Origin of the sequence: Metallosphaera yellowstonensis MK1 (genome assembly GCF_000243315.1) — an archaeon.
Taxonomy (GTDB): domain Archaea; phylum Thermoproteota; class Thermoprotei_A; order Sulfolobales; family Sulfolobaceae; genus Metallosphaera; species Metallosphaera yellowstonensis.
Window position 1 is genome coordinate 122,528 of the sequence record NZ_JH597768.1, and the last position, 25,399, is coordinate 147,926.

At 47.7% G+C, this 25,399-nt stretch carries 24 protein-coding genes and 3 pseudogenes; 15 read left to right on the forward strand and 12 right to left on the reverse strand.

Annotated features, from left to right (window positions below):
* Positions 1-74: 74 nt before the first annotated feature.
* Positions 75-263, forward strand: coding sequence for a hypothetical protein (locus METMK1DRAFT_RS08140; protein ID WP_009072789.1), 189 nt, complete (start codon positions 75-77; stop codon positions 261-263).
* Between the two features lie 519 nt (positions 264-782).
* Here METMK1DRAFT_RS08140 and METMK1DRAFT_RS08145 read toward each other — a convergent pair.
* Together METMK1DRAFT_RS08145 and METMK1DRAFT_RS08150 are read right to left on the reverse strand one after the other, a co-directional pair.
* The gene (locus METMK1DRAFT_RS08145; protein ID WP_009072791.1) at positions 783-1,529 is read right to left on the reverse strand and encodes an enoyl-CoA hydratase/isomerase family protein; all 747 of its coding nucleotides are present in this window, start codon (positions 1,527-1,529) and stop codon (positions 783-785) included.
* Complete coding sequence (locus METMK1DRAFT_RS08150) at positions 1,526-2,734, reverse strand: VWA domain-containing protein (protein ID WP_048087751.1); 1,209 nt, start codon at positions 2,732-2,734, stop codon at positions 1,526-1,528. The genes METMK1DRAFT_RS08145 and METMK1DRAFT_RS08150 overlap by 4 nt, the downstream gene beginning before the upstream one ends.
* Positions 2,735-3,065: 331 nt before the next feature.
* Between METMK1DRAFT_RS08150 and METMK1DRAFT_RS08155 the strand changes: the two genes are divergently transcribed.
* Entirely contained in the window at positions 3,066-3,902 is an 837-nt protein-coding gene (locus METMK1DRAFT_RS08155; RefSeq protein WP_245544604.1) for a DMT family transporter, read from the forward strand.
* A 646-nt stretch (positions 3,903-4,548) separates the two neighbouring features.
* Here the strand turns inward: METMK1DRAFT_RS08155 and METMK1DRAFT_RS15645 are convergent.
* Positions 4,549-6,876: a protein kinase domain-containing protein gene (locus tag METMK1DRAFT_RS15645; RefSeq protein WP_172634127.1), complete on the reverse strand. Its 2,328-nt coding sequence runs from the start codon at positions 6,874-6,876 to the stop codon at positions 4,549-4,551.
* A gap of 15 nt (positions 6,877-6,891) precedes the next feature.
* Here METMK1DRAFT_RS15645 and METMK1DRAFT_RS18510 point away from each other — a divergent pair, with 15 nt between their 5' ends.
* Positions 6,892-7,050: a hypothetical protein gene (locus tag METMK1DRAFT_RS18510; protein WP_216586100.1), complete on the forward strand. Its 159-nt coding sequence runs from the start codon at positions 6,892-6,894 to the stop codon at positions 7,048-7,050.
* 215 nt (positions 7,051-7,265) lie between these two features.
* Here METMK1DRAFT_RS18510 and METMK1DRAFT_RS17690 read toward each other — a convergent pair.
* A pseudogene (locus METMK1DRAFT_RS17690) lies at positions 7,266-7,379 on the reverse strand (IS1 family transposase); the annotation flags it as partial.
* A gap of 114 nt (positions 7,380-7,493) precedes the next feature.
* Complete coding sequence (locus METMK1DRAFT_RS08165) at positions 7,494-8,000, reverse strand: hypothetical protein (RefSeq protein ID WP_009072801.1); 507 nt, start codon at positions 7,998-8,000, stop codon at positions 7,494-7,496.
* Between the two features lie 161 nt (positions 8,001-8,161).
* On the opposite strand from METMK1DRAFT_RS08165, the gene METMK1DRAFT_RS08170 reads away from it, so the two are divergent.
* From METMK1DRAFT_RS08170 to METMK1DRAFT_RS19095, 4 genes and pseudogenes are all read left to right on the forward strand, one after another.
* Positions 8,162-8,440 carry a DUF5658 family protein gene (locus METMK1DRAFT_RS08170; RefSeq protein ID WP_155812380.1) on the forward strand — a complete coding sequence of 93 codons (279 nt, stop codon included), beginning with the start codon at positions 8,162-8,164 and terminating at the stop codon, positions 8,438-8,440.
* A gap of 89 nt (positions 8,441-8,529) precedes the next feature.
* Positions 8,530-8,709 carry a hypothetical protein gene (locus METMK1DRAFT_RS19090; protein ID WP_009072805.1) on the forward strand — a complete coding sequence of 60 codons (180 nt, stop codon included), beginning with the start codon at positions 8,530-8,532 and terminating at the stop codon, positions 8,707-8,709.
* The gene (locus METMK1DRAFT_RS08175) at positions 8,691-9,047 is read left to right on the forward strand and encodes a thiamine pyrophosphate-dependent enzyme (protein ID WP_009072428.1); all 357 of its coding nucleotides are present in this window, start codon (positions 8,691-8,693) and stop codon (positions 9,045-9,047) included. Before METMK1DRAFT_RS19090 ends, METMK1DRAFT_RS08175 begins: the two co-directional genes overlap by 19 nt.
* A gap of 111 nt (positions 9,048-9,158) precedes the next feature.
* A pseudogene (locus METMK1DRAFT_RS19095) lies at positions 9,159-9,340 on the forward strand (hypothetical protein).
* A gap of 272 nt (positions 9,341-9,612) precedes the next feature.
* Here the strand turns inward: METMK1DRAFT_RS19095 and METMK1DRAFT_RS17695 are convergent.
* Entirely contained in the window at positions 9,613-9,783 is a 171-nt protein-coding gene (locus METMK1DRAFT_RS17695) for a hypothetical protein (protein WP_009072807.1), read from the reverse strand.
* Positions 9,784-10,079: 296 nt separating this feature from the next.
* Between METMK1DRAFT_RS17695 and METMK1DRAFT_RS08180 the strand changes: the two genes are divergently transcribed.
* Positions 10,080-10,625 (forward strand): DUF1404 domain-containing protein, encoded by a 546-nt coding sequence (locus METMK1DRAFT_RS08180; RefSeq protein WP_009072809.1) that lies wholly within the window; start codon positions 10,080-10,082, stop codon positions 10,623-10,625.
* Here the strand turns inward: METMK1DRAFT_RS08180 and METMK1DRAFT_RS08185 are convergent.
* The 4 genes and pseudogenes from METMK1DRAFT_RS08185 to METMK1DRAFT_RS08200 form a co-directional block, all read right to left on the reverse strand.
* Positions 10,622-11,143 carry a DUF1404 family protein gene (locus METMK1DRAFT_RS08185; RefSeq protein WP_009072811.1) on the reverse strand — a complete coding sequence of 174 codons (522 nt, stop codon included), beginning with the start codon at positions 11,141-11,143 and terminating at the stop codon, positions 10,622-10,624. The two genes, METMK1DRAFT_RS08180 and METMK1DRAFT_RS08185, sit on opposite strands and share 4 nt — an antisense overlap.
* A gap of 4 nt (positions 11,144-11,147) precedes the next feature.
* Positions 11,148-13,556, reverse strand: a complete 2,409-nt coding sequence (locus METMK1DRAFT_RS08190; RefSeq protein WP_009072813.1) for a cbb3-type cytochrome c oxidase subunit I — start codon at positions 13,554-13,556, stop codon at positions 11,148-11,150.
* A gap of 696 nt (positions 13,557-14,252) precedes the next feature.
* Entirely contained in the window at positions 14,253-15,467 is a 1,215-nt protein-coding gene (locus METMK1DRAFT_RS08195) for an RNA-guided endonuclease InsQ/TnpB family protein (RefSeq protein ID WP_009072815.1), read from the reverse strand.
* A pseudogene (locus METMK1DRAFT_RS08200) lies at positions 15,451-16,090 on the reverse strand (IS607 family transposase). Before METMK1DRAFT_RS08200 ends, METMK1DRAFT_RS08195 begins: the two are co-directional and overlap by 17 nt.
* 147 nt (positions 16,091-16,237) lie before the next feature.
* On the opposite strand from METMK1DRAFT_RS08200, the gene METMK1DRAFT_RS08205 reads away from it, so the two are divergent.
* From METMK1DRAFT_RS08205 to METMK1DRAFT_RS08230, 6 genes are all read left to right on the forward strand, one after another.
* A complete protein-coding gene (locus METMK1DRAFT_RS08205) occupies positions 16,238-16,837 on the forward strand; it encodes a sulfocyanin (RefSeq protein WP_245544605.1) in 600 nt (199 codons plus the stop codon).
* Between the two features lie 103 nt (positions 16,838-16,940).
* The gene (locus METMK1DRAFT_RS08210; RefSeq protein WP_009072827.1) at positions 16,941-17,681 is read left to right on the forward strand and encodes a Rieske 2Fe-2S domain-containing protein; all 741 of its coding nucleotides are present in this window, start codon (positions 16,941-16,943) and stop codon (positions 17,679-17,681) included.
* A complete protein-coding gene (locus METMK1DRAFT_RS08215) occupies positions 17,681-19,201 on the forward strand; it encodes a cytochrome b (RefSeq protein WP_009072829.1) in 1,521 nt (506 codons plus the stop codon). The genes METMK1DRAFT_RS08210 and METMK1DRAFT_RS08215 overlap by 1 nt, the downstream gene beginning before the upstream one ends.
* Positions 19,198-19,641, forward strand: a complete 444-nt coding sequence (locus METMK1DRAFT_RS08220; protein WP_009072832.1) for a cytochrome c oxidase subunit II — start codon at positions 19,198-19,200, stop codon at positions 19,639-19,641. The genes METMK1DRAFT_RS08215 and METMK1DRAFT_RS08220 overlap by 4 nt, the downstream gene beginning before the upstream one ends.
* A 4-nt stretch (positions 19,642-19,645) precedes the next feature.
* Positions 19,646-20,083, forward strand: a complete 438-nt coding sequence (locus METMK1DRAFT_RS08225) for a hypothetical protein (protein ID WP_009072834.1) — start codon at positions 19,646-19,648, stop codon at positions 20,081-20,083.
* Positions 20,080-20,841, forward strand: coding sequence for a hypothetical protein (locus METMK1DRAFT_RS08230; protein ID WP_052300208.1), 762 nt, complete (start codon positions 20,080-20,082; stop codon positions 20,839-20,841). The genes METMK1DRAFT_RS08225 and METMK1DRAFT_RS08230 overlap by 4 nt, the downstream gene beginning before the upstream one ends.
* A gap of 120 nt (positions 20,842-20,961) precedes the next feature.
* On the opposite strand, the gene METMK1DRAFT_RS08235 is transcribed toward METMK1DRAFT_RS08230, so the two are convergent.
* Complete coding sequence (locus tag METMK1DRAFT_RS08235) at positions 20,962-22,764, reverse strand: S53 family peptidase (protein ID WP_009072838.1); 1,803 nt, start codon at positions 22,762-22,764, stop codon at positions 20,962-20,964.
* 69 nt (positions 22,765-22,833) lie between these two features.
* Positions 22,834-24,255 (reverse strand): MFS transporter, encoded by a 1,422-nt coding sequence (locus METMK1DRAFT_RS08240; RefSeq protein ID WP_009072840.1) that lies wholly within the window; start codon positions 24,253-24,255, stop codon positions 22,834-22,836.
* A 621-nt stretch (positions 24,256-24,876) separates the two neighbouring features.
* Here METMK1DRAFT_RS08240 and METMK1DRAFT_RS19100 point away from each other — a divergent pair.
* A complete protein-coding gene (locus METMK1DRAFT_RS19100; RefSeq protein ID WP_009072842.1) occupies positions 24,877-25,032 on the forward strand; it encodes a hypothetical protein in 156 nt (51 codons plus the stop codon).
* The last annotated feature ends 367 nt before the right edge of the window (positions 25,033-25,399 follow it).

Consider the following 25,399-nt stretch of genomic DNA (forward strand, 5'->3'; position numbering starts at 1 on the left):
GTCATTTTTAATCACTTCTAAATATCGTTTTGACAAGTTGTGTTTATATAGTATCACCGAAGTAGTTCTTATTGATGATCCCCCTAACTGATGACGGGCACTGCTCACGAGGTTTGGGGAGTGATAAGAGTGTGGATGGGAGGGTATTGGTGTTTCCCTCGACCAGCCCCAATGAGTTAAGGGTGACCGTGTATGATCCCTCAAGAGGGGTGCCCGTGGTGGAATTAGAAGTAATTAAAGAAGGTAAGTTACGCCACGGGTAAACACTTACGATAAATGAGTTAAGGGACTCCCTGAACCTAACGGTGTAAGGCTCCAGTATCCTTCGTTGCTTCCCTCTGGATAGAGCTTACACGATGTGAGGGCTCATGTTTTAAAAAAAAACATAATAAATAAGCTTAATCAATATTCAATACAAAAATAATTAACAGCAGTTATTAGATTTCGCCTCTACTTCAAGGCTACACCTAACGAGAAATCCCATAACTGCTGTAATTAAGTCCATTTGATTCGCGTGATGATCCTTAAACCCTTCAATTGCGGGAGGGAGTCGTAGAGACCTTCTCCGTGTATCTGACATATCGGCAGACCCTCCCCGTGAATGCTAAGTCTGATCGAGGAAGTTCAGTGGAATTACATCCGTCCAACCTGACCACCCTCAGGACGGTTTCAGAAGCCGTGACGACGTTTTGAAAGTGAGAGGAGATCACCTCGATCCGATACCTCTCACTCATCCCTCGCTGAAACTACGAACCCACCCTCCCTTGTGAGCTCTTGAATCCTTAGCTAGATTCCCTCAGGCGTCTCTCTAGGAAATCTCTCATCCTATCTCTAGCCTCTTTAGATAAGTTCATGAGAGTCAGTTCCCTAACCGCCTCCCTAATTCCCTGTCTCTCTCTACTCAACCAAGTCTTCATGACCCTGATAGACATCTGATCTAATCCAGCTATTTTCTTCACTATGCCTCTCACCGCCTCCCTCAGCTCCCCTTCCTTCACGACGTAGTCTACCAGACCCAGTTCCTTAGCCCTCAGTGAGTCGATGACCTCCGAGGTGAGCATCAACCAAGCTACGGGTCTCCCCATAGCCCTATAGCCTATGGTGAGAGCCATGGGCGGGATTAGACCCAGCTTACCCTCCGGGATGGAGAATTTGGCACCCTCGACCGCTACCACCACGTCCATGAGGAATAGGAGCTCACAACCCCCACCGTAGGCCAAGCCGTTCACAGCGCCTATCACGGGCTTCTTCACGTGGAACAGGGAATCCACTGCGTACCAGAGGTTGTTAAAGAAGTCCTCGGCCTTCTCAGGAGTGTCCGCCTGCAACATGGCTTCGATGTCGTCCCCGGAGGAGAACGCCCTCCCGCTCCCGCTCACCACCAACGCTATCGTGTCTGCTTCGTTTCCCCTCCTTAAGGCGTCTCCTAAAAGTCTCCAGGCCTCCCCGTCCAGAGCGTTAAGTTTCTCCGGTCTATTGAGGGTTATCCAAGACACTCCTTCCTCCTCGTGGTACAGTACCTTGGTCAAGACCTCAACCTCTTTGTGACCTCACTGGAGAGACTCCTTAAGTCGTTAAGTCTCGTGAGTCTCTTGGTTTCCTCAATCAGGTCTGTCCTCTTCGTCTTCTCGGCGAGCTGGCTCAGTTCCGCGACTCTCCTCGTTACCTCCACTGGATCCCCAGAGTTCAACGTTTCCAGCACCTCCCTGAGTTTCTGATAGTAGTTTACCTCCGTCACAACGGAGGAGTTGAGTCCAGACCTGAAGTCCTCCTGTGACCTCGCCGGTGATAGGGTTATCTCACCCTGTTCAACCTTTCTTTCACCGTCCACCGGATCTACGTACTCCACCCTTAGGTTAAGGACCTTACCCGAGTAGTTGGGGGGAACCTCAACGTAACCAAAGACTTTAATCACCCCTTCAACTGATCCCAGGAATACTGGGAACCCCTGGAAGTTCACCAGGTTGACCTTGAGATCGCTCTCGCATTTTAAGACAGTTTCCTTTGCTGCGACAGGGCCAGTGGTCTCGGTCTTCAGTACCTCCAACACTTCGCTCATACTCTCAGCGTGATAATACCTGCCGTTGGTAATGTCAGCCAACGCAGAGAGGATAGAGGCGTTGTACTCTCCCACTCCTATGGGCACTATCTGGACGAAAGGCGGAAACTTAAGGCTCCTGTACCGCCTCGGATCCTCCACGTCGGTCGGGTAACCGTCCGTTATTATTATGACCTTTGACGTATTTTTCGTGGTCAGTTCCAGGGCAGTGGAGATAGCTTGGTAGAGCGAAGTGTTGCCTTCCGGCCCGATGTGGTCCAGGTACTCTAGGGACGTGGAGGGACTCACCCCCCTGCAGATCACTCTCACGGAGTCTGAAAAGGTTATTAATGTTATTCTAGAGGAAGGATCGAGCTCTTCCAGCACCTTTCTCAGGGCCTCAAGTGCGGTATCTATCCTCCTGGCTCCTACTCGGTCCTTCAAGTAGACTACCTCCTTACCGTCGACCACACCGTATCCTTCAATGAGCGAAGGATCCACTTGATTGACGTCTATGTCCACCAGGTTCATTGACCCACTGGTGTCCAGGACGATCACTAGGTCCTGCCCAACCTTAGCCGTTATCTCAGGAACCACAACAACGGAGAAGTAAAGTCTCATGGGAGAATTCCAGCTCCTACTCTGACTAGCCCTGATCCTCAGCGAGAGGGTCATAGCTATCTTGAGCTTACCCAACGTATAAACCTTGATGCACTCTTCGATCCGTGGTTCTGGTAAGCGCCTGAAATAGAATTGTCTCTAACCTGTAAAACCAATTTTGAAGACTTTGTCTCGGTCGTTGTACCTCGGGGACCGGGGACATAGGTCACATCAAACCCTTTATCAAAAGGTACCTGTGCTGACGCATTGAGTCTTAAGCAGTCTCTCGGCCCCTGGGATCAAGGGCCGTCTTTCATGCTCGGTAAACCTAAAGAGTCAGCCCAGGATGATCGGCCGGAAGTGCAGAAAGAACCTCTTGTAGCTCCGAATGCTTTAAAAACGTTCATGTTTCACTCATTTGGTAACGTTGAACAGAAGTTACCTCTACTTGATTGTTCTTGTGATGGTTTGGGGCTCTGCATTTCCCGTCATTAAGATTGCCCTAGACTACTTGTCGCCCTTCCTCATAGCCCTCGTGAGAGTGACGGTGGGGGGCACACTCCTCCTCCTCGTATCTAGGAAGTTGATATATGGTAAGAAGGAGGCGATCTCCGCAGTCCTCAACGTGGGCCTCTTCATGATCCTGTTGAACCTAGGAGTGGAGTACTCCTCCAACCCTGGACTGACCTCCACGATGATATACACGCAACCCGTCTTCGTGACTGTCCTCTCCAGATTCGTGCTCAGGGAGAGATTGATACCACTACAGATACTGGGAGTGGTACTGGCTTTCTCAGGGGTCCTCATCTCAGTGGGCAGTACCGACTTCTCCATCGGTTCAATCATAGCGATCTTGGGTGGACTGACCTGGGCCGTAGGTACGATCTATCACAGATTGTACTTAAGCGACAGAGACGTTGTTGGACTCAACACCTTCATGTCCTTGTTCTCTGCCCTCCTCATTCTGCCCTTGTCCTTTGTGGACAGTAAGTTCTCCTTAGATCCTGTGGGGTGGGGTTCCACTCTCCTCCTCGCGGTCACTGCCCAGGCGACTGGGTTCCTGCTCTGGTTCAAATCTGTAAATATGTTGGGTCCGGTGAAGGCTAGCTCTGCTGTACTATTAGTACCGGTTTCCTCCTATCTCTTCTCTGCTCTTTTACTGAGGACTGCCCCTACCCTGCTGGAAGGATTGGGGTCTTCCATCACCTTGCTTGGGGTGTTCCTCACATTCTTGAGACCTGGAACTCTGAGAAGATCGAGGTGAGAGAGCCACGGAGTTAGAAACTTAACCTTTCCTCTGACCTCCTACCTGCCCTGAGGATGGGGGTTCCTGGGAGAATCTGGTCTGTGGTTCACAGCCTTCATTCTCACTACTTCGTGGATGGTGTCCCTCAGCTGGCCAGTTCCGTTCGTCCGGCGGTAGATCTCGGACCAGTCTTCAGGTCGTTACCCAACCCATATCTCTCACCGCTGAGAGACCTCTATCCGTGATGTTAGGGACTCGGGGAGGTGGGGAGTAGTCACCGAGTAGACCCTCAGGGGGATGTTTTACTCGGGAAATTTTGAGTATTGGGATGCAGAAACCATAACTCACCCCTGGAAGGGGGTGAGTCTAACTGTTCTGTGTCAACAGTTTCCGATAAGCGAGAAAGTCTATATTACTTGTTAGAAGAGATAAATATAGTCACGCCAGATAGGGTAAAGGTATCCCGACGAGGTGTGACGGTCGGCTGAAGGTGTGCTGGCTTCCTCAACGGATAGAGACACTCCGTTGGGTTTGGAGTTATCCCGCTAAAGGGACGGAGGATGAACGGATCAAGCCTTGACTCCGTGAAGTCCAGGAGCTGAGGATTGATATCATACATTGCGAAATCTCGTGAAGTCCAAAACCCATTGTGGGATGTTTGTTCCTAATCTTTGATCAGCCTCAGCTGATCGAGCGTTTCCCTCATGGGAGGTCTAGCTGACGGGTCGGGACTGACCATCTTTAGGATCAGCCTCATAAGGCAGTCTTGATCGACAACCCTTATCTTCTGGTAATGTTCACTATACACCTTCCTAGCTCTATCGAGGTGCGACCTGTAATCCCTACGGTCCAGAAACGCGTCCACTGAACTATCCATCTCCTTAACCATTTCTGGAGGGTTCAGGGGGTTGCGAGTCAATAATTTGTAAATAGTAGCCCCCAACGCGTAGACGTCCATCTCAGGCTTAGCTCCAGTCCCTAAGAGCATAGACTCCACCTGATCCACAGGGCAATATTCCCCAGTGTACTCGGTAATCTTTTCGCCTATCCTCCTAGCTGAGCCCAAGTCGCCTAGCTTTACCTGCACAGAACCGCTCCTTAAGTTGTTTAGGACCTCCTCTCCAGATCCACCAGGTGGAGAGGAGAAAAATATGTTTCTAGGCTTCACGTCCAGATGAACGTATCCCTCTGAGTGAACTACCTGAAGAGCGGAGGCCATTCTCCTGAGTATTTCCATCACAATCAACTTCCACTCCTTAGAGCGGGATACTTGCGTGATCTTCAGGAGGTCCTCCGCTGTCCCACCCTTCATCAGTTCCATAACTATGGCCGGAGGGTTGGTCAGGTATAGATAGGGTTTACCTCCAAGGATGTCCCTAATGCTATTCACGTCAGCATAAACTCCATACAATTTTACGATGTCACCAGACCTCTCAGATATCTCCTGGAGCTTTGAGGATTCCTTACTTAAATCTGAGAAAGTACCCAATCCTACCCTGGTCAATGATGAGGATGAAGATGGAGACACCGTTGGGATCTTTATGGCATACTTCTTCCCTTCCCTTACACCTAGTAGGACATAGGAAGTACCTCCTACACCTAACACCGAGGAGATCTCGTAACCGTAGATCGTCTTCCCGATCCAAACACCAGGGTCCCAATTTCTGAGGGATGGTGGCCTCACCTGGACCATTATCTTTTTCTCCGCTCTCATGCCGTCCCTGATCCCCTCAACCTCAACTGTATAGGTCTTAGCTTCCGTGGGACCAAATATGGCCTCATAGACCCCTACGTCTGGGTTGCTGAAAGACATCTCCTCCCCATTAACCCTAACCCACAATTTGTCCACAGAAACCTTTCTCCCACCCAGTGAGGGACTCACTCTAACGAATAACTCTGGCCATCTATCTTGAACGTCTACATCTAGATCTAAAGGACCTCTCACCTCTATTTCCTTGGAGGCAGCCAACGTGGTGTCCTTCAGATTGGCTATTGCTTCAACCACGTAATTGCCAGGTTGCCTTAACTCATATTCGCCTACGTACTTACCCCTCTCCTTTGAGGTGAGGGAGACATCCTCGCCGTTAACCTTCACTGTAACCTTAGCGTCAAGTACGCTGGTAAGTCTAACGGTGAGCCTGAGAGTTTTACCGTCTATTTGGTGATCTATGCGGATCTGCGGGAGGGTTCCCTGTTTAGATTGAACTTTGAAAGTTCTCTTTACACATAATGACTCCACGCAGGTTTCTACTAAGTGATCACCAGGAGTGATGTCAGAAACTATTGCTTCTAAGTTATCTCCAACTATCCTGTAGTTTAATGGGGTACCATCCAACCTTAAGCTGATCCTCTTACTTTTTGGGACTTGAGCTCTTATTATGATCCTGTTTTCCGTCACCTCAATACGAATTCCTATGGATTCTGGAGAGATGGTCAGAGAGGAACCTGTCACCAGGGGTATGATGGTAATAGACGGCGAAAAGAGGAGGTAGGCCAAGGCAGACAACACAATGAAGGGAAAGGTACTGAAAGTTTTGAAGCCAAAGAGGGTGAGTGTTAAGGTTGCGATCAGAACATAAAGGGTAATCTGGTACAGACCGGGGGGCCAGATGTGGGTAATGAGGTACAGGATGGCTTGGTTAGAAAGAAGAGAGGAGCCCAGAAAAGCTAGAACTGAGCAAATCAAGGGCGATATCCGCCGATTGACGTCCTGAATTACAGGAACAGCAGAGAGTAGAGGAACAGAGGCTAGGATTTCCCAAGGAAAATCCATTTCCCTAACCAATGTAATATAAGAAGCTAAATATGACAAAGAAAGAAAAACGAAGGTTACTAAGGAGAGCATCGGGTTCCTCCTAATCCATAAGGGTAGGGTGAGGGACGAGAGGGTGAGAGCGAGGGTCAAGGCTAGGATCCATATATTATTTGTGTGAAGGATAAGGAAGAACAGGGGAACAACCAATAACGAAATAACTGTAGCAGGTATAGCCAATAGGTTCCCCCTAGGGTGGCTGAGGAGTGGGGCGATCATAAAACCCGTCAAGATAGGAAGAAAAGTTCCAAGAAGGGTTCTTTGGTTGGTGAGAGAGGATGGATCCTGGGAGATAAGGTAAAATCCCACCATGTATATAGAGAAAATAGCATAGATAACGAAGAATTTGTTTGAGGTAAGCCTCATGACTTAAGTTATTTTGGAAATAGGTTCCTAAAATAGTGAACTCCTCCTTTCATAGGAGGTTACTTCAGAGGGACTTCACTAATTCAGAGAGCCAAAATTGCCGTTATAGTTTAAAAACCCATAATTCTAAACAACCTCTAGCTAATCTTTCCCTTAGCACTTGATAGGGTAAAGAGGGTTAAGTGTAGTCACTTAGTTACAAATTATGATAGTAATCCTCTCTCCCACAGGACTAAGGCTATTGAGTGCTTTACCATCTCCATGCTTCCATTAACTGTCTTGGTGGACCTCTTGAACCTGACCAGATTGTCCCTCAGGTGCTACCCTAAAGTGAAACGATCCAATCATCAACGAATGTCCCCGAACTGGCCCCATCTTACTGGAGAAGGGAAAAACCTTTTATGAAGATAAAGAAATTGAGTCCCTTGAAATCACTGAACTAGCTGAGTGGCTAATGTAACCATGGAGCTTAAACTGGGCAATGCCCCAGAGCTGCCCACATAGGATATCTGGACATAATTATCTCCGCTTACTAAGTATACTATTTCTACCTGACCCAAGGAGTATGTAGAGACCCAAACCCCATTAACCAGCGAGGGGCTGGAAGAGGAAGTACTCTCCAAGTAGTTCAGTGCACTCTGCTGAGAGGGGAATTTGACCTGAAGTATCGACAACATGTCACCGCCTTGATCCGTCATATTGACGTATGATATAGGATTGGAACCGAACCCTTGTAGGAATATGAACGGAGACCCATCAGCTACCCCCCTGTAGGAGCTATACACAGTCCATGATAAACCTGTATAGTGGTTCACCAACGTTAAGGCGGGGTAAGAGGGAACTTGTGCGTTAGGATTCCCGCCTAGGAAACCCAGCGAAAGTGCCCCTGCTATCAACACGATAGCTACAACCTCTCCTATTCTAACACCCCATTTCATCTTTGCATCACTATTAAATGTAATTTATGTAGATTTCACTAATAAGCTTTGTGTTTAAGTGTAGATAAATGTATGTGAAAGTGTTCATCTGAGTTATTTTTAATATGTTTGACTTCTTTAAAACGTATGCAACTTTTAAGTATAAGTGGAGAAGAAGAGGCATGATGCAGAGAGCTATTACTGGTGCCTTAATCGGGTTGGGGGTCATCGACGTCCTAACTACCTTTTATGGAGTCTCGCAGGGATATGTTGAGGAGAATCTATTTCTCCACGCCCTGTCGGGCAACCCGATCCTGATGATCACGGTGATGGCCGTACTAAAGACTATTGCTGTGGCGTTGAGTTACCTTCTATTGAGAAGATCCATGATCTTCCCGGCGTTACTTCTCATCGGTTTGTTTGCCTTGGCAGATCTATCCAACCTAGCCTTGCTTATGTGAAGTGTGAGCTTGTGGCATTTAGAACTCTCTTCTGACCTGGGTGGTCCTCGTCTGCTGAAAGTTCTTTACACCTTGTTGACTATTATTGCATGTTAATCAAACCTGAACCCTCGCTAAAGGATCTACAGCTTCAGTTGGAAAGTACTGGGTTGAAGAGTGAGGATCTGCTCAAGATATACAAAAGGATGACCCTCATTAGGTATTTCGAGGAGTCCATAAGGAAGATTTACCACGGGAAAACCCATTCAACATGGCCTCAGGGGTCATAAGAGGAGAGATGCGCCTGTCAGTTGGCAAGGAAGCTACTACTGTTGGTACTCTCTATCTGTCCAGAGACAGTGACGTCGTGGTTAGCACGCATAGGCCTCACAATCACGCCATAGCCAAGGGAGTTGGCCTCAAGGGGTTGGCCTCTGAGATCTTCGGGAAGTCCACTGGACTGTGTAAAGGAAAGGGAGGACATATGCACCTCTTCCACAGGACCAAGAACTTTGCGTGTAATGGTATAGTGGGCGCTTCGTTTCCTCAGGTAGCAGGGGCAGCCTTCACGTTTAAGTACTCAGCAGCAGTTATGGGATTCTCCCTTAGGTACCGCCCTGTAATCTAGGTGAAATCCAGTAGCTGCTGTCCAGGGAAAAACACCACGAAATAGTGGGCTAAATATTTTTTACGTTAAAAAGTTTTTATCGTTGTTTATTACAATTTTTACTAATAAAACATGATCTCTCACACCGATGTGGGCTCTGCCCAAAAGGGAGTGATCGCAGAGATGTGAGCCCTACGCCTTTTGGCTCGAGGGAGTCCCATAACCCATCTACCGTAAAGCTTGGTGGATAGTTGAGGGCTAAGTCCCTACACTCGATCGTGATCGAAGACAAAATGATTGAAATGCAGGTGTGAGGACAAACTGAAACTCGCGTGGACTTCACGGTAATAAATGGAAGAGCGTTACACCTAAATCTTAAAGGTGAGGGCGTGAACTGTTCTCCCTTCAGCTCCCTAGGGCGGACTAGTTACGTCTCATGGTTCGCTAACTCTCCAGGGATATCCATAAGCTCAGTGAGACTAGCGGGATGTTTATAGTTATTTAGTGCTACATCCTTATTTCCTAGACATTTATATTTAATCTTGTTGGTATAACGAGATATTATCTTAAAAAGATACTTATACTTCTAATAGATGACCATAAGGATTACCAGTGAGCCGTCATAGGGAACGTGTATTCCCTTGGACATCTTTACCACTACGTTACCGACGTTTTCCTCAGATCTGCTTCCATGCCCATCTAGTGCCAAGCTGTAGGCTAGGAGTGAGGGTTGAAATTCCCAGGCTCTACGGACCATTTTACCCTATAAGCAGCAGTTATGGGATTTCTCGTTAGGTGTAGCCTTGAAGTCAAGGCAAAATCTAATAACTGCTGCTATGAGGCGGTCTGATCATAGAGCCTATCTAGGCCGTCGAAGGTAGAAGAGATGCCTCACATAATCCTCTCCCTAGCGAAGTACTCTCAGCAACGCTTATCCATGAGGATATCAATATTTCTTTCTAAAAATGGATTTAGTTGAGGTTCGTCCCATCCGTCACAGGAGGGTTCCCCCATCCCCGAAAAGTTAAAACTTATGAGAGTTGTAAGTCGGGTATGAAAAGGGACATTCTTATATCGATATTTCTCCTCGTCCTGTCCGTAAACCCGCTAACCGAGGAGGCGGAGTTTTACTCTCCACTGCCCTACATGTTATCCCATTATGCCTTAGTTTCCTCAGGTGTTCTACTAGGATATTCATATCTTAAAGGTAACAAATATAACTTACTATTGGGGATCCTTCCCGTAGTGCTCTGGCACCTTCCCTACTACTTTGCCCTCGGGGCCTCTAGCCTGGGGTGGAGGATAGTCCTAGAGCTCTCCATTTTTCTGGGAGGAATACTGATAGGTTCCTCACTGGGCGTGACACCGAAGTGGGGAAAAGTCACACTCTTCGTCCTGTACATGTTGGGGGACACGGTACTGAGCATACTCTTCATCCTTGAGAGTCCATCATACACCAACTTATTCTACCCCTTCTCCCCTTATTCTCCCTCAACGTTGCCCACCACCGGCATTGCCATGGTGGTTGTGATGAACGTTGTTCTAGCAGTGGTGATCTATCTAGCTTTCAAGGATATACTGAGGGGATTGACGGACTAGGATCTCTCAAAGACATTGAGCAAGATCTTCATTATTATAAAGAAGGCCACTAGGTTCATGATCAGGAACATGAAGACTCCAGTGTCCCTGACCTGATAGATACTGTAGGGCGTAAAGGGAGAGGCAAAGTTCTCCCCTCCCACTAGGAAGTCCACGGAGAGTATCGTGTCACCTAACATCCAGGAGCCGAAAAGGAATAGTCTCACCTTAGTGCTCATCAGAGGAAGACCAGAACCCAACAAAGTCCCTGAGAGGACCAACGAAACTTCAGACAAAACCCTCAACGCCTCATTCGTGGTAAAAACCTGAAAGAGTGGCGGGACGTGGACTAAAACAGGAGCGATTAAGCCCAAGAACCAGAGTCTCCTTGGAGAAGTCTTTACCCCGAGCAGGAACCCTAAGAAGAAGAGAGCATAGTGAGAGGCCATCAATGCCAGGAGATTCTCCTGGTACATCTGTTCAGTTAATGGGTTAACAATTAAGAGGAAGGGGAGGATAAAAAAGAGATATTTCTTCATGGGATCACGGGTGATATATGGGCAACTGTAGATATAGCATGGTGAAGACTACTACCCACACCGCATCCACGAAGTGCCAATAATAGGAGGCTGCGGTGGAGAGTTGGTATGGTGTGGTGATCCTGGTTCTCAGCAGTGTTATTGACCATAATACTAACCCCATGATGACGTGGAACGCGTGCAACGATACTATAGTGAAGAAGAAGGCCGTAAATATGTCCTCCTGAGGGGAAAACTTCACTATGTGGGTGAACTCATACACTTGACCCATTAGGAAGGAGAACCCCATGAGAGCAGTTAGGGCCCCAAGAGCCTTGAACAGTCTCATCTTCCCCTTGAGGAAACTGTGGTAGGCCAGATGGGCAGGCAAAGAGCTGGACAACAATATCACGGTCATTATCAAGGGCAGAGGGTACCAGTCAACACTTAATTTAGGTAGAGATGCTACAGTAGGAGTCTCGTTAATATCGTATATGTAACCCCCTATGAAACTACCGAACAGGAAGATCTCAGCGATAATGAAGAAGAGCACTGGAGTCTTAGCCTTACTAGATATTTCTACCCCACCTTCTTGGATTACTGGTTCTCCCACTGCACCAGTAGCTCCTGTCGCACCAGTGGAGCTGGACGCCTGGACAAATTTCGCAGAACCCAGACCTCCGAGGCCTCCCCCGAGGTGCGGTACTGTCTTGAAATAGTCATTATATAGCCATACGACTCCCACGCCTATGAAGACCAGCACCATGAGAGCACCAGGTATCGTTATTCCAGCCAAGATAAACATGAAGCCCAGGGGAGGGAAAGACATCAGTAACCCAAGTAACGCAGGGTAGTACGTGCCGTGCCTATGTTCTGGTATAGAGCCGTCCATCTCCCTGCCGAATGTTAAGGGGAGAGCTATGGGCTTTATGGTGAAGTCCGGTATACCTATAAGCTGTTCCGAGTTCCAAGGATCCATAGTCCTAACTGGAGGACCTCTCAGCCAAGCGTAGAGGAGTGTGCTTACTAGTAACAGTAAGCCTATCCCCTCTACAGCCCCTCCAATCGTCACCAAATTCTGGAAAGGCTGGTAAATAGGAGACGGGACCTCTGCGTATCTCCTCGGCATCCCCAGAACACCGTCAATACTCATCCCGGTGGCGACCACGAAGGCACCAACTACGATCATCATCATGGAACTCCTGGCTAGTTCCTGGTCGAACCATTTCCCTGTAAAGTAGGGGAAGTAGTATACGAGCCCGCAAAGGAGGCCGACTAGTATAGCGAAGACCATGTAGTGGAAGTGACCTACGACCAAATAGGTTCCATTAAACGCTAGGTCAACGGGTATCAGTGGGAAAAATACGCCTGTTATCCCTCCAACTAGGAAGAGGGAGATGAAACCTATCATGCCTATGGTGAGAGCTGAGAACCTAACTTTCCCACCGTAGAACGTTATGGTCCAGTTCACAACCTTGACGCCTGAGGGGATCGCAATCGCCATAGTGGTAGCAGCAGCTATCTCTCTGGCCACGTCGCTATCTATGGCAGTGAACATGTGATGCATCCACACGCCTAAGGTTGAAAGAAATGCTATGGCCATGGATGAGAGAGCCAACGCCTTGTATCCGTATATTTGCCTACCCACAGCCCTGGGAAGTATCTCTCCCACGAGTCCCATGGCTGGCAGGATCAGGATGTAGACCTCAGGATGACCGAAGAACCAGAACACGTTCTGCCAAAGGAGGGGATTTCCCCCAAGGGCGGCGTTGAAGAAGGGCAGGTTCCACATCCTCTCGAGGTAAGCCATGGCAAGTGCGGCAGTGAGTGGTGGAAGAGCCACTATGAGGAGGATAGACGTGGCGAAGAAGGACCAAGTGAAGAGCGACATCTTAAAGAACGGTACTTTCCTCAGCCTCAGGATAGTCATAAGGAAGTTTATCCCTGTGAGTGTGGATGAGACACCAGCTATCATCAGGGCTATTTCTACCAGCGTCACTCCGAACCCCCCGTTCACCTGCAGGTCAGTACTTAACGGTGCGTACATGTACCAGCCAGTGTTTATGGGACCGAAGAAAGGTGCAGCTATGCTCATGGCTACTGCTGGCACGAGGATCCAGAAAGACAACGCGTTGATCTTAGGCCAGTACAAATCGTTGGCCCCTATCATCCTAGGGACCAGATAGTTGGCAAATCCTGTGGAGATGGGCATTACCATAAAGAATATCATGAATATTCCGTGAAGGCTTACCGCATTATAGTAGCCCACTGCCCCTATGTCGTTGAAGGTCAGCTGGGATCTTATCATCCCTGCGTAACCAGATCCTACCAAAAAGCCCACTAGTCCTAGTACGATATACATTATTCCTATGTCGTGTGCACTGGTAGTAGTGAAGGCAATCTTAAGTATCTCCTTAATTTTTCTCCAGCTCATTAATACATCATGATAGATTGACTTAAACAGGAATTAAGCCTTTTTTATATATCTTTCAATTATTAGAAGTTTTAATCATTAAAACAACTATAGATTTTTCTTTATACTCAGATGTGAAGAAGAAAAACTTTATATATTTTAAATTATTTCTATCATTACTTAATTCAATCTATTTAAGATGCTAATCATTTTTTATCTAATAAATATGGCGAGAACAGATTCACACCGCCTCAATTGACCGTCCTTATGATGTATATTAGGGAATTAAATGAGGGGAATTAAATCTGAGCCTAAGAGTTAATTTAGAAACAACGAAATCTAACCGTCACCGCTTAACAGAGGGTGACTTGTAACCTGTGGGCTGGAAATCTCTTAGGGAAGTTGTCTTCTGCATCAAATGAATCACAAATCAAATTACTTGATCCCCCATAGAAGCTGGGAGATGTTGAGAAACTGATATAGAGAATTGTATTGCGAAATTTCCCTCCTTAACTCCCTGTTTAGTTAATGCTTATTTTGGCCTCCATCTATTGGGAAAAATTCATTTTGAGAGTAACTAAGGAGGGTCAGAGACCGCTTAGGGTGAGTCGCAAGTGAGGTGGCAGTTCTTGTCACGCAGTCTGAACTAACCTATCCATAAACAGTCTCATCCACCTTTCGTCAGTACTTAGTGTGAGTTCCAGATACCGTTTGTCCCTACACTTTCATTTCAATCATTTTATGTTCATTCATGATCGAGTGTAGGGACTTAGCCCTCAACCACCCACTTAAGGTAGGTGGGTCATGGGACTCCTTCGAGCCCAACGGCACGGGGCTCACATCTCCAGCCCTCCTCGCTAAGTTGTACAGTGCAACCACGTCCCTATGCCACCTCTCCTTCCCCTTCCCACAAACACCAACCCTTGGGGCATCGCCCCCATCGGGTCGGTAAACGATCTTCGTCCCGTGGACTGGGCAAACAGTGGAAGTGTGAGACGGATTAACTAAGAGTACGGGGACACCGAACTCCCTAGCCTTCTCTATGATGGCGTTCTTCATTGAGGAAAATGCAGATCTATAAATCCTCAACCTAAGCTGTTTATCCTTCACGTCCTTCATCATATGCTCCGGAGTTCTCCCCGGCAAGTCCTCCAAAACTATGGCACTCCTACTTTCAAAAGCCTCTTTGACGATCAGCTTGGCTAATTTCCTCCTAACGTCTACTTTCTTATCCCTCTCCCTCAGCCTCTTTAACTTCCTCCTCACTTCCCTATCCTTAGTTGGCTTACCAGTAGTTGTCAACTTCCTCCTATACTCATAGCCCAGAGTAATCTTAGTGTTAGTCTCAAGCAATAAGGGTTTACTGTTGATGAGCACCGAGACCGAATTCTCATTTAGGTCGACGGGGATGAAACCCTTAGGCTCATAAGGTTTAACATCCCTCTTAAAAATGACGTAGAACTCTACAACGTTCCCCTTCATCAGCCTAAACCTGGCCTCACTGGCAATCGACCAGCCCTTGTTATAATATCTCCAGAAGATCTTAGGGAAGGTTGGTGAAATGAGAATCCTACTCCTCTTTGTGGAAATTGAAATCGTGTCGAGACTGAACTTCCACAGATGATCATCTAGATGCACAGTGACCTTCCTCACAGACGGTTTCTCAGTGTAGGCCCTACCCCTCCTCTTCAACTTCTCAAAACTGTCCAACCTCTCGCTTGCGTCCTCACAGGCTGTGTAAATGAAATGGGATGGTAAGTCCTTGTACTTCTCCCTCTCAGTCTTGTAAATCCCAGCTTTAATCCTGGTGAAGGAGGTAGTCTCGTTTGACAGCCCATAATTTATTGCGTCCTCTAGAACCTCTCTGTACTCCCCCTCAACTTCCTTAAGTGCTGAGTAAGTTTTATGGTCAACCCTAACCCTTAACTTCACTGTCCTCTCCACTCAACTCACCTATCAACTTTTTTACACCTTGAACTAGGAGTGTTTTCTTATGACTCCTCATTCCGTAAATTTTACCAGCGAATGAGGTAATGATGGAAATTAAGTCCTCCACAAGTTCCTGTGCGTCATCTTTGGGCTCCTCACCGAAAACTACTTCAATCTTAACTCCCACGGTTGAGAAGAACTCCTCAATGTACTCGAAACCGAACCTTGTTAACCTATCTTTGTAGGTTATTAATACGACGTCTACACTCCTTCCCTCAACAAGTTTGAATAACTTGAGCAATCCTTTCCTTCCTGTGTTCAACCCGCTAGCTACATCTTTCAGTTTCAACCACCTTGTAACCCTTTGCCGTTGCGTAATTTGTTAGGTAGTTCATTTGTCTCTCCAAGTCCTCTTTTTGATCGGTAGAGGACACCCTTGCATAAATTACAGCCCTCGTCTCTTCCCTCCTCTCTAAGTACTTCTTAATCTCGCTGTAAGGTATCCTATACTTCCCTCCTTCAGTCGTTACTGCCCTTATTTTCCCTTCTCTAATCCACCGTAGGAGTGTTGAGTATGAAATGCTGAGCAGTTGGCAGGCCTCCTTGGGTCTCAGTAGTCTCTCCACAAAATTGGTTGATAATAAACAAATATAAAAAGATTTCTATTAATGTGAGAAAGGATTCAGCCCTGAGGAATTCTCCTATTACTTCCGTTCTACCAATCCCATGCGAGTATCCCAAAAATGTTTATAAACGCTTTAACGGCATTTAACATGATTATAATGAAGAAAGGAGTCTCGTCCACCTTCACTTATGTGATAGCCTTTATAGTTGCGGTCGTGGTACTCTCAGCCTCAATTATCTCCATCATGCAATTTCACTCCCTCTCTGCCCCCACTAACACTACCCAAACTACGGGCTCAGGTCCGTCTAAGGTCACATTGCCCGTGATAGCGTCAAATAAGACGGTGCAGATAACACTGGTAGCTCTCTCTTCTGCATCTACCTTTAACATAAACGGCACCTCTTTCGGCCAGATGGTCATCTACATACCTGCAGGCTACAGCATAGAGGTGACCTTCATTAATCAGGAATCCCTACAACACAACCTAGTGCTTGTAATGAACGATACGCCTACTCCCAACGCTGCAGATCTGGCTTCTGATGGTAAGTTATTGATGTTCGTCGGTACTTCATCTTCGGCGTATACCATCCAGGGTCTCTCCTCAGGTCAGTCAGCCACTGAAGTCTACGGACCCCTTCAAGTCGGAACCTACTGGCTAGCGTGCGGTATCTCTGGGCACGCTGAGTCTGGAATGTGGGTAGACTTAGTGGTCTCTAATAACGTGACAACTCCATACGTCGTGGGCTAGTTTATAATGATAAACTTTATTTTATTAAAAACATTTTGTTCCTAGTTTTTGAATAGAACGTATAAATACCGTTAAACGCTTATGTCACTCAGTGAGCGTCAAGTTGCACAGGAGAGACTTCCTCAGGCTCACCTTAGTCTTAGGTGGGGCCGTAGCAGTTTCACCGTTGGTCACCCCCCTCTTGGATTACATGGGATACTATTACGGAGAACTGAAGGCTATCTCGCCCAAGTACCTCGTAGCTAACAACACGCAGGGCCTGGAAGGGTTTCCCAAATATAGGGTCGCTAATATAAAACAACTGCAGTCCAGCAGTTGTCCGGTGTACTTCTTTGCCTACCCCTTAGTTGACGAGCCGTGCTTCCTCGTCGACTTCAGCAAGCTAAATGGAATGAACAACGTGGAGTTCAAGAACCCCTACGCCAATCAATTCCGGATAAACACTAACTTTAAGGACATAGTTGGGGTAGGACCCAAGAACTCCATTTGTGCCTTTTCGGCAGTTTGTGTTCACCTTGGATGTCAACTTCCTGCACAAGCTCTAGTCCCGAGCCCTAATGATCCTGGACTGAACCCCTCGACCTCCGTGCTTCACTGTCCCTGTCACGGCTCCATGTATCAGCTAGATCAAGGGGGAGTCGTAGTAGGGGGGCCAGCTCCCCGGCCGCTCCCTATGGTGCTCTTGGAATATGATGAAACCACTGGGGACATATACGCTGTAGGTACTAACGCACCTTATTTCTCAGAGGCAGTTCCAAGGAGGAGACCAGTGGACAACCTCATCTATGATCCGAGGTATAGCTACTCCGTCCCTAGTAATCCAGCTTGCGTGAGGGTGAGCTAATGGAGGAGAGGGAGGAGAGCTGGTTAGATAAGGTGCTATTATGGCTCGACGAAAGAACTGGAATTTACGGTCACACGCTGAGACCTGCTCCAAGATACGCCTACAGGCTAGATTTCTGGCTCGGTTCCTTTGTGCTGGCGGCGTTCGCATTTGAGGTGGTTACCGGCATGCTGGTAGCATTGTACTATATACCGGCAGATCCTTACGCCTCAACAACGTTCCTCATATCCCAGGTTCCCTTAGGGGCCCTACTGTTCAGCCTGCACAGCTGGGGTGCCTATGCCATGATTTTTCTCCTCTTGATTCATATGACGAGGAACTTCGTGGTTGGGGCCTACAGAAAACCCAGGGAAGTAATGTGGATGGTGGGAACTCTACTGGCTGCCCTCACGCTTAGTGAGGCATACCTAGGCTATTCCCTACCTTACAACCTCATTTCGTGGACTGCAACAACCACTGGGCTGAACCTGTTCACCTACATGCCCCTGGGGTTGAGCAACCTCATAGCTGCCTTCACCTTGCTCCCGCAGTTACCTGGAATAGCTAGTGGAGTGGATCCATTAGTGGACAGATTCTTCATTTTTCACTGGATAGTAGGGGCCCTCATAGGAGCAGTCCTTGGGCTACACCTTTACATTTTTGAAAAGCACGGCATAACTCCCCCATTGAGCAAGGAGAGGGATGTCTCAGAGCTCATTGATGACCACAAGGATAGGCTAGAGCGAGATCCAAATTGGAAGTTGCAGCCCCTAACCAGAACTTTCGGGATAATCCTAGTGACCTTCCTTATGACGTTCGGTGCCATATTTCTTATAGCTTCGGCGTTCCCGTTCCAGATAGCTATGGACGGGGGACAGATCAAGTACCTGATGCCTGAGTATAATCCCGCTCTGGCAGCACAGACCCCACCGATTCCGGATTGGTACTTCCTCTTCATCTACTTCTTCTACAAGTCAGTGTCGCCATCTAATGCGTCATTGATATTCTTAGCCTGGGGAGCTGTAACCCTTTTGTTCCCATTCATAGACCAGTACATCTTCAGACATAGGTCGTCTCATCCAGTCATGAGGCCTGCAGCCATAGCTCTAGGTACGGGGTTCATCATCTCGTTCATAGTCAACAGCGTTTGGGCATACCTCACCCCAGGTAGAGATATAGGACCCATAGGTGTTGAAGTGGACGCAGTAATCTTTGTGATGTCCTTTGTAGCACTATTCCCCACGTTGAGATGGCTCCAAAGGAGGAGCGAGGGGAAGACTGACTCTTTTGACTTAGGGAAGAGACTGGGCCTAGCGTATAGTGTATCCCAACAAACCTTAACTCTCCCTAAACCTCTCACACTGGGTTTGGACTTGAGTGTGATCCTAACTGGTGGCTTGATGGTATACATCTCCATGAAAATGCTAACACTTACCAACCTCCTCCTAGACCAGTTTGAGTTGGGCTTTTTGGCTGGTATCAATATGATCCTATTTGCCTACCTAGTACTAATTTACACGTTGAGGGGTGCAGAGCAATGAAAGCCGAGAGAGCTGCTGAGATATCAACCATTGTGTTCGCCATTGCAATTTTGGTCTTCTTAGGGGCCCTTTCGTTCCAGTACCTGGGATACATAACTCACGGCTACTATATCTCTTCCAACGAGAAACCTATCCCCATTAAGGTCATTGCGAAACAGTACGTGTGGGAGTTCATATACCCTAACGGGACTGTATCCTACGATAAGGTAGTCATACAGGCGGGGAAGCCTTACGTGTTTGAATTGACCTCCGCTGACGTCATACATGCTTTCTACATAGTTCAACTGGGACTCAAGATGCAAGCCATTCCTGGTTATACCTACGATCTATATGTCCTCGTGAACCAACCTGGGGTATATAACATTTGGTGTGCCGAATTTTGCGGTCCAGGGCACTACACGATGAAGGGGGAGCTCATAGTAGTCAACGCAACTGGGTGATTCCATGAAACTCAGACTAATAGATTACGTGGCCTGGGTCGTGACCATTGCCGTAATGTGGGTATTATTCCTATGGGTTGGCGATTTCGGATTACTCCCTTACCTAGCTCAATCTCCCGTTTCACAATACGTAGAGAACTTGTGGAGGATAACCTACGTAAGCGCCTCTGGGGTGTTCGGGGTGTTTATGGGATCTCTCATATTCTTGTCGCTGAGGTTCAGATACGTTGAGGAAACTGCTCAGAGGCAGGCGACTAGGACTGACTACTCCAAGATCGTGATTCCAATACTTCTGGTGAGCGGTGTCAGCCTAGCGTACGCCATGTTCCAGTACACATCTAACCTCATGGAGTTTCAGTTCGACTTTGGAATACTAGCCTCACTGATGATCCTCCTCTTCGCTGCATTCATCTTTGTAGTCTATAAGCAGTATTACGAGTGAGGAGCTTGAAGCCGTTTTTCTATTTTATCCTGATCGCAATCGGTCTAACTTACTTCCTGATCTCTCCTCTTTTTCCCAACCAGGAAGCCGTGCAGATCCTGAGTGCTTTGGTTTTCTGGTACGGTGTGGTTTACCTTGCCCTAGCCTTTCCTCTCAGGAGGGCCCTTCAATTAGTGATGTCTTGGAAGTCTAAGGGTTTACTGCTTCTTTCCTCTTACCTTCTGGTCCACTACGTGGCCTATGGTCTTCTCTTAGAGAGGATCCTTGGGATGGGAGGAGTGAACCTCTTTGGGATAACCTACTCTCCAGTTCAATCCGTGAGTTTAAGTAACTACCTCGTGCTATTGTATTCCCCTTCCGTTGCAATCGGAAACGGAGGATTCCTCTTAGACCTAAGCTTCTTCTCCCTGGTAATGGGGCTTATGATAGGAATTGTAGTAGTTGGTACCCTGATCAAGTTGCTGAAGTTGAAGTCCAGTATAAAGAGGGACTCATGGATAGTAGCTCTACCCCTCACTGGAGTTCTTGCCGGGGGAACCTGTTGCGTATCCATAAGTGGCATCGTGGCTGAGTACGGATTATCCGCCTTGGCCGTGGGAGGATTAGCTGTAATAGGACCCATAGACGCAATTTACTTCGGTCTACCTTTTCTCACGCTAGCTTCACTATGGCTCTTATTCGAAACCATTAAAGACGCTAGTTCGGAGTACGTGTCAGGGAATAATCAGTACTTAAGAAAAACTCAAAGCTGTAGATAAACGGACAAAAAACAAGAATACCTTTTAGAAAGGACTAAAAATTACGAAGTAATTAATGTGATGTTTAAATGAAAGACATAAAAATAAAGCTTAACTTTAAGGTTCGAACTTGAGTTAAGGTTAATTCTTACCTATATAGAGCATAAGATCGTAAACCATGGCATAGGCGTTGAAGGTGCCAGGTCCTGTAACGTAGTTCCAACCGTAGTGGGCCGGAGTTGGGTTGGCTCCGCTGGTTATGGGAATCCATGCTACCAATCCCTGTTTCACCCCATGTGGGGAGAGAACTACTCCGTTGTAAGAAATATGGTATAACGCGTAATTTAAAGCCCCGAGTCTCTCCCCTGTTAAGGACACCATGGCAGCGGTCATGGGAGCTGCTCCGCTAGTCCCGTACCAAACGAACAATTGCCCTTGGAAAATCAGGGGGAGTCCGAAGCCAAATTCTGGAATATTATAACCTCCCGCTGACACGAACGCTATATCGGGATAGGTTCTTACGTTGGATGGGGTGAAAGGTATTAGGGAAGTTAATTCATAAGGTTGGACGGGAAATACCACACTGTTACCTCCTGTGCTATAGTCCCAACCCGAGAATGACGCGATTGCCCCATTAGAGGTAGCGTTCAGGAATATCCCTCCCACAGAGGTAACTAGGGGATCTGACTCTGGATACCATATCGTGTTATAGATCCCTATGTGGAAGTTTGGTGGAGGATGATCCGATTCATATCCCCAATCTCCAGAGGCTGCCAAGACCGAAGTACCCTGCACACTAAACTGGATCATTACGTTATGTATCATGTAAAGCATGGCTGGATAGTATGCCGCCAGGAAGCTCTCGGAGACACTTACTGATATGGAAACCTCGTCGGGATTTATGTAGTTGGCCATATAGTAGTACTCGTAATAGTAGTTTAGGAGGTTACCCACTAGCGCTTCGCCACCCACGTAACCGTTACTGAAGACCAGGAAGATGTTGGCACCTGGAGCGAAGGCTCCCGAGTATTCCACGTCCAACTCGTTTTCGCCCGACTGTCCTCCACTCGTGTCGTTTCCCAGGCTCACAACTTGAAGAGTGCCCGTCCTATCTATACTGAATAACCTCCAAAAGTAATACGCGTCGGAAGTATTGATGTAGCTCTCGGGAACCCCCTCAATGGCTATGGAAGACCCTTGACCTGTTTCTCCCCTAGAGTAGGCTTCGCTGAAGTTGAAGTACTGCTGTATAGTCGTTGGGGTTATTATTGCAGTTGAGATGAGTCCTCTACCTGAGGGACCTCTCCCTACCATCATTGGTGAGGTCCAAGCTTGTCTTAAGGCCTGGTAAACATGTGGATCGATGCTGTCAATTCCGACGATCCCAAGAACATACTTACCAACCGAGTAAGGTAGTGAAGGTGTCACGTTATTAGAGAAGTAATAGAACGGACCCACGTCCTCGATCCCAACCTTCCCGAACCAATAGATGTCCTTAAAAGGATAGTAATAGACATTTATATGTGTATTAAAGGCCTCTTCTATTTGTCCCACTGTTCCATTAAAGGTAAGAATGAGCCCATAATTTCCTGTGAGTTTAATGTCGAACGATTGTAGGTAATTGACTAGGGACTGAACATAGCTCATTGACGGATAGTAATACTCTCTAAACTGTGAGGGCGACAAATAATCGCTAGGGTGGGATAGAACGTAGGAGAGCTCAGTCTGAAGCGAGGAATAGTTGGTGAAGTTCAGCAGGATAGCAAAGGGTAGGCTAATACTAGAATTCAGAGGTTCCACGAACACGGAACCTGGAAGTATTGAATATTGCGGGGACGAGGTGTTCACGTAGTAGAGTTGTTGCGATTGACCGATGGCGACTAGGGATAGGCCGGAAGAAAAAGCCATCATTAGCATAAGTAAGACAGAGACTAAACTCTTCATCTTGGTTAGATCTATATCCAGGTTTTATAAATTAATTTTATAAATTGTGAATTTCAATTCATTGAGAGGTTAAATTGTGGCCACGCTCCTACCCTTAAGCCTGTAGTTGGCCGTCCAAAGGGAGATTATTAGGTTGACCACGATTATTAGTATTGAGACTTGAAACATCACGTCGAAGGCAGTCTTCCCCGGAAAGAAGGATATGCCCAGGATCTGATTATTGACCATGAGTATGTAGGGGTCCTTATAGCTGTTCATGATGGAGGTCGCCAGTACTGGCCCGATGGACGCTCCCAGGTTCCTGAGTAACGTGTTCACTCCCAGTCCTATTCCCCTATCAGTCTCTGGGAGGGAGACGGCGACCATATTGATGAGAGGGATGATGATGGATATCATCCCAGTGCCTGTAACTATGACGTCTTCAACTAACGCCTGCGTCGTGGCTCTATTGACCTGAAGGAGGTAGAACCCTAGGATAGCTATGGCGGATCCTGAGATTAGAACCGGTTTCGGCCCTAAGTCACCTGTCAGCTTACCTACAATGGGGCCTATGACCAACATGACGACTGTCGCGGGAGCTAGCGTGAGTCCAGCTGAGAGTATATCTAACCCAAGGCCGAAGGGAGGAGGTAACTGGGCGTAGTAGATTATACCGAAATACATGATCATGAGTGCTATGCTGCTCACTACCCCCACCAGGTTGGCCACCATGACGTTCCTTATTCTCATCAACCTCGTGTCGACTACGGGCTCCCTTATTCTGGACTCCAAGGGGGCAAAGAAGAGGAGAAGAAGTATTCCAGGAACTAGGAAGGCTAGATTTTGAGGAGAGAGCCAACCTAGGGATGGTCCCTCAGTTATGTAGACCAGAACTAGGAGGGTACCCAGACTTAACACTGTTATTCCAAGGTAGTCTATGGATTCCCTCTTCCTGATCCCAGTTTCCTTAAGCCACAGGACTATGGCCAGGAGAAATAAGAGGGAGAGGATGAAGGCGGTATGAAACGCGTACTGCCACCCAAAGTCCTGGTCGATATAAGACCCCACTATGAGGCCCAGAGCGGTCCCGATTCCGACCGAGCCGGAGAGGAGCCCCTGGGCCGTTGCAACCTCCGCTGGCGGGAGGACGTCTGTTATTATGGCTAACCCCACCGGGAAGATACCGTAACCGATTCCCTGCACAGCCCTCGCCCCTATGAGGAAATATATGGATGGAGAAAATCCGGCTAGTCCTACGGCTACAAGATAGGAAGTCAAAGAAACTATGTATACCTTCTTCCTGCCGTACATGTCGGCCAACTTACCGAATATGGGCGAGACTACGGCCCCAACAATAATGAAGGCCGAGGTTATCCAGGATGCCAAGGTTGATGAGACTGAGAAGTAGTTCTGAATAGTTGGAATAGCAGGGACGACCATAGTTTCCACGTAGTTGACGAGGAGGTCTCCCCACACGAGGAGGAGGAGAACCTCCCTACCCTTCTTGTCCATGATAAGATGTTAACGGGGAAGGTTATAACGTTTGGTTTAGATATATCGATACTGATAGGGATAGGTTAGAAATTCCCTTTTCATGAAAAACTCAGAGATGAGTTAGGTGAGGTTCTTACGACCTTTAGATCTACCTTCTCCAACTTTTCTTGTTAAGACGTGATATATTTCTCTGTGATAACTAAGTCCACCGGGTCGTTCGGGACCTTATTGTAAACTCACTTTATCTTAATGGAGGTTAAGGGGCGGAAGACCCACCGTGGGGATGGATAGTCCCCCCAATAAGGGCTAACGAGGAACTATGTTGAAGCCCACCGTAGGGTTCCGTTTCGGGGCACACATAGATCAACAAACGTTTAGGGCGTTAGAGGCCCGGTTGGAGTTAGCCTCAAGTTCACAACACCCTGCGTTGGGCAGACGTGTACTTCCGTGAACTAGACGGGAAGTGGTCAACACGGACGGAGTTGAGGCAACCGGCACTGGACCTGAGGAAGCAGGACGTCCAATGTCGGTCAATGTACTCCCAGGTAGTCCAACAGGTCGCACTACGAGGCCAGACAACGCTTTTTCGAAGGGCTGGCGAGATTTCCAAAAGAGAGGGGGGCCCACAGGTACTTCTCCATGGTTTACACGCAAGGCGGGTGGAACGTCCTGAAGGTTGGGGGAGATGGGGGGAGCAAGAGGAAGGAGCTCGTTGTGCTGAGGTTGTCACACCTGGGCGTCTTCAAGCTCGTCGTGCACAGGGACTTCCCCTTGAAGGTGAAGAGGGTAGTGTGAGCATGAGCAGGTAGGAGAGGGTGTACGTCTCGTTCGTGGTCTACCACGAGTTCCCAAAGTTCCCCAGGACGAACGGGGTGGTTGCCCCGGACGTCGGGATAGAGAAGTCGCTCGTGGCCTCGGTGGTGCCCAACCTGAGACATGGGGAAGGCACTCGGGAGCTGAGGAAGCTGCACGGGGACCTCTCCAGGGAGGAGTTCCTGTCCAAGAACTGGTCCAAGAGAGGTCAAGGTCGCCGAGGCTCGAGGGCGCTCGAAGGAGCTGAGGGACGTGAGGTTGGGCAAACACTTCCCCGAGAAGTACGACGTGGTCGTCACGGAGGACGTTCAAGTTAAGGAACTGGTGGGTAAGTCCTCAAGGAGGATGA

Excerpts from the sequence above, each read along its gene's own strand:
- METMK1DRAFT_RS08175 (WP_009072428.1), top strand. The coding sequence starts at position 8,691 with ATGGCCTCAGGGGTCATAAGAGGAGAGATGCGCCTGTCAGTTGGCAAG.
- METMK1DRAFT_RS08180 (WP_009072809.1), top strand. The coding sequence starts at position 10,080 with ATGAAAAGGGACATTCTTATATCGATATTTCTCCTCGTCCTGTCCGTA.
- METMK1DRAFT_RS19100 (WP_009072842.1), top strand. The coding sequence starts at position 24,877 with ATGGTTTACACGCAAGGCGGGTGGAACGTCCTGAAGGTTGGGGGAGAT.
- METMK1DRAFT_RS08215 (WP_009072829.1), top strand. The coding sequence starts at position 17,681 with ATGGAGGAGAGGGAGGAGAGCTGGTTAGATAAGGTGCTATTATGGCTC.
- METMK1DRAFT_RS08190 (WP_009072813.1), bottom strand. The coding sequence starts at position 13,556 with ATGAGCTGGAGAAAAATTAAGGAGATACTTAAGATTGCCTTCACTACT.
- METMK1DRAFT_RS08165 (WP_009072801.1), bottom strand. The coding sequence starts at position 8,000 with ATGAAATGGGGTGTTAGAATAGGAGAGGTTGTAGCTATCGTGTTGATA.
- METMK1DRAFT_RS08220 (WP_009072832.1), top strand. The coding sequence starts at position 19,198 with ATGAAAGCCGAGAGAGCTGCTGAGATATCAACCATTGTGTTCGCCATT.
- METMK1DRAFT_RS08185 (WP_009072811.1), bottom strand. The coding sequence starts at position 11,143 with ATGAAGAAATATCTCTTTTTTATCCTCCCCTTCCTCTTAATTGTTAAC.
- METMK1DRAFT_RS08140 (WP_009072789.1), top strand. The coding sequence starts at position 75 with ATGATCCCCCTAACTGATGACGGGCACTGCTCACGAGGTTTGGGGAGT.
- METMK1DRAFT_RS17695 (WP_009072807.1), bottom strand. The coding sequence starts at position 9,783 with ATGGTCCGTAGAGCCTGGGAATTTCAACCCTCACTCCTAGCCTACAGC.
- METMK1DRAFT_RS19090 (WP_009072805.1), top strand. The coding sequence starts at position 8,530 with ATGTTAATCAAACCTGAACCCTCGCTAAAGGATCTACAGCTTCAGTTG.
- METMK1DRAFT_RS08205 (WP_245544605.1), top strand. The coding sequence starts at position 16,238 with ATGATTATAATGAAGAAAGGAGTCTCGTCCACCTTCACTTATGTGATA.
- METMK1DRAFT_RS08235 (WP_009072838.1), bottom strand. The coding sequence starts at position 22,764 with ATGAAGAGTTTAGTCTCTGTCTTACTTATGCTAATGATGGCTTTTTCT.
- METMK1DRAFT_RS08225 (WP_009072834.1), top strand. The coding sequence starts at position 19,646 with ATGAAACTCAGACTAATAGATTACGTGGCCTGGGTCGTGACCATTGCC.
- METMK1DRAFT_RS08170 (WP_155812380.1), top strand. The coding sequence starts at position 8,162 with ATGATGCAGAGAGCTATTACTGGTGCCTTAATCGGGTTGGGGGTCATC.
- METMK1DRAFT_RS08240 (WP_009072840.1), bottom strand. The coding sequence starts at position 24,255 with ATGGACAAGAAGGGTAGGGAGGTTCTCCTCCTCCTCGTGTGGGGAGAC.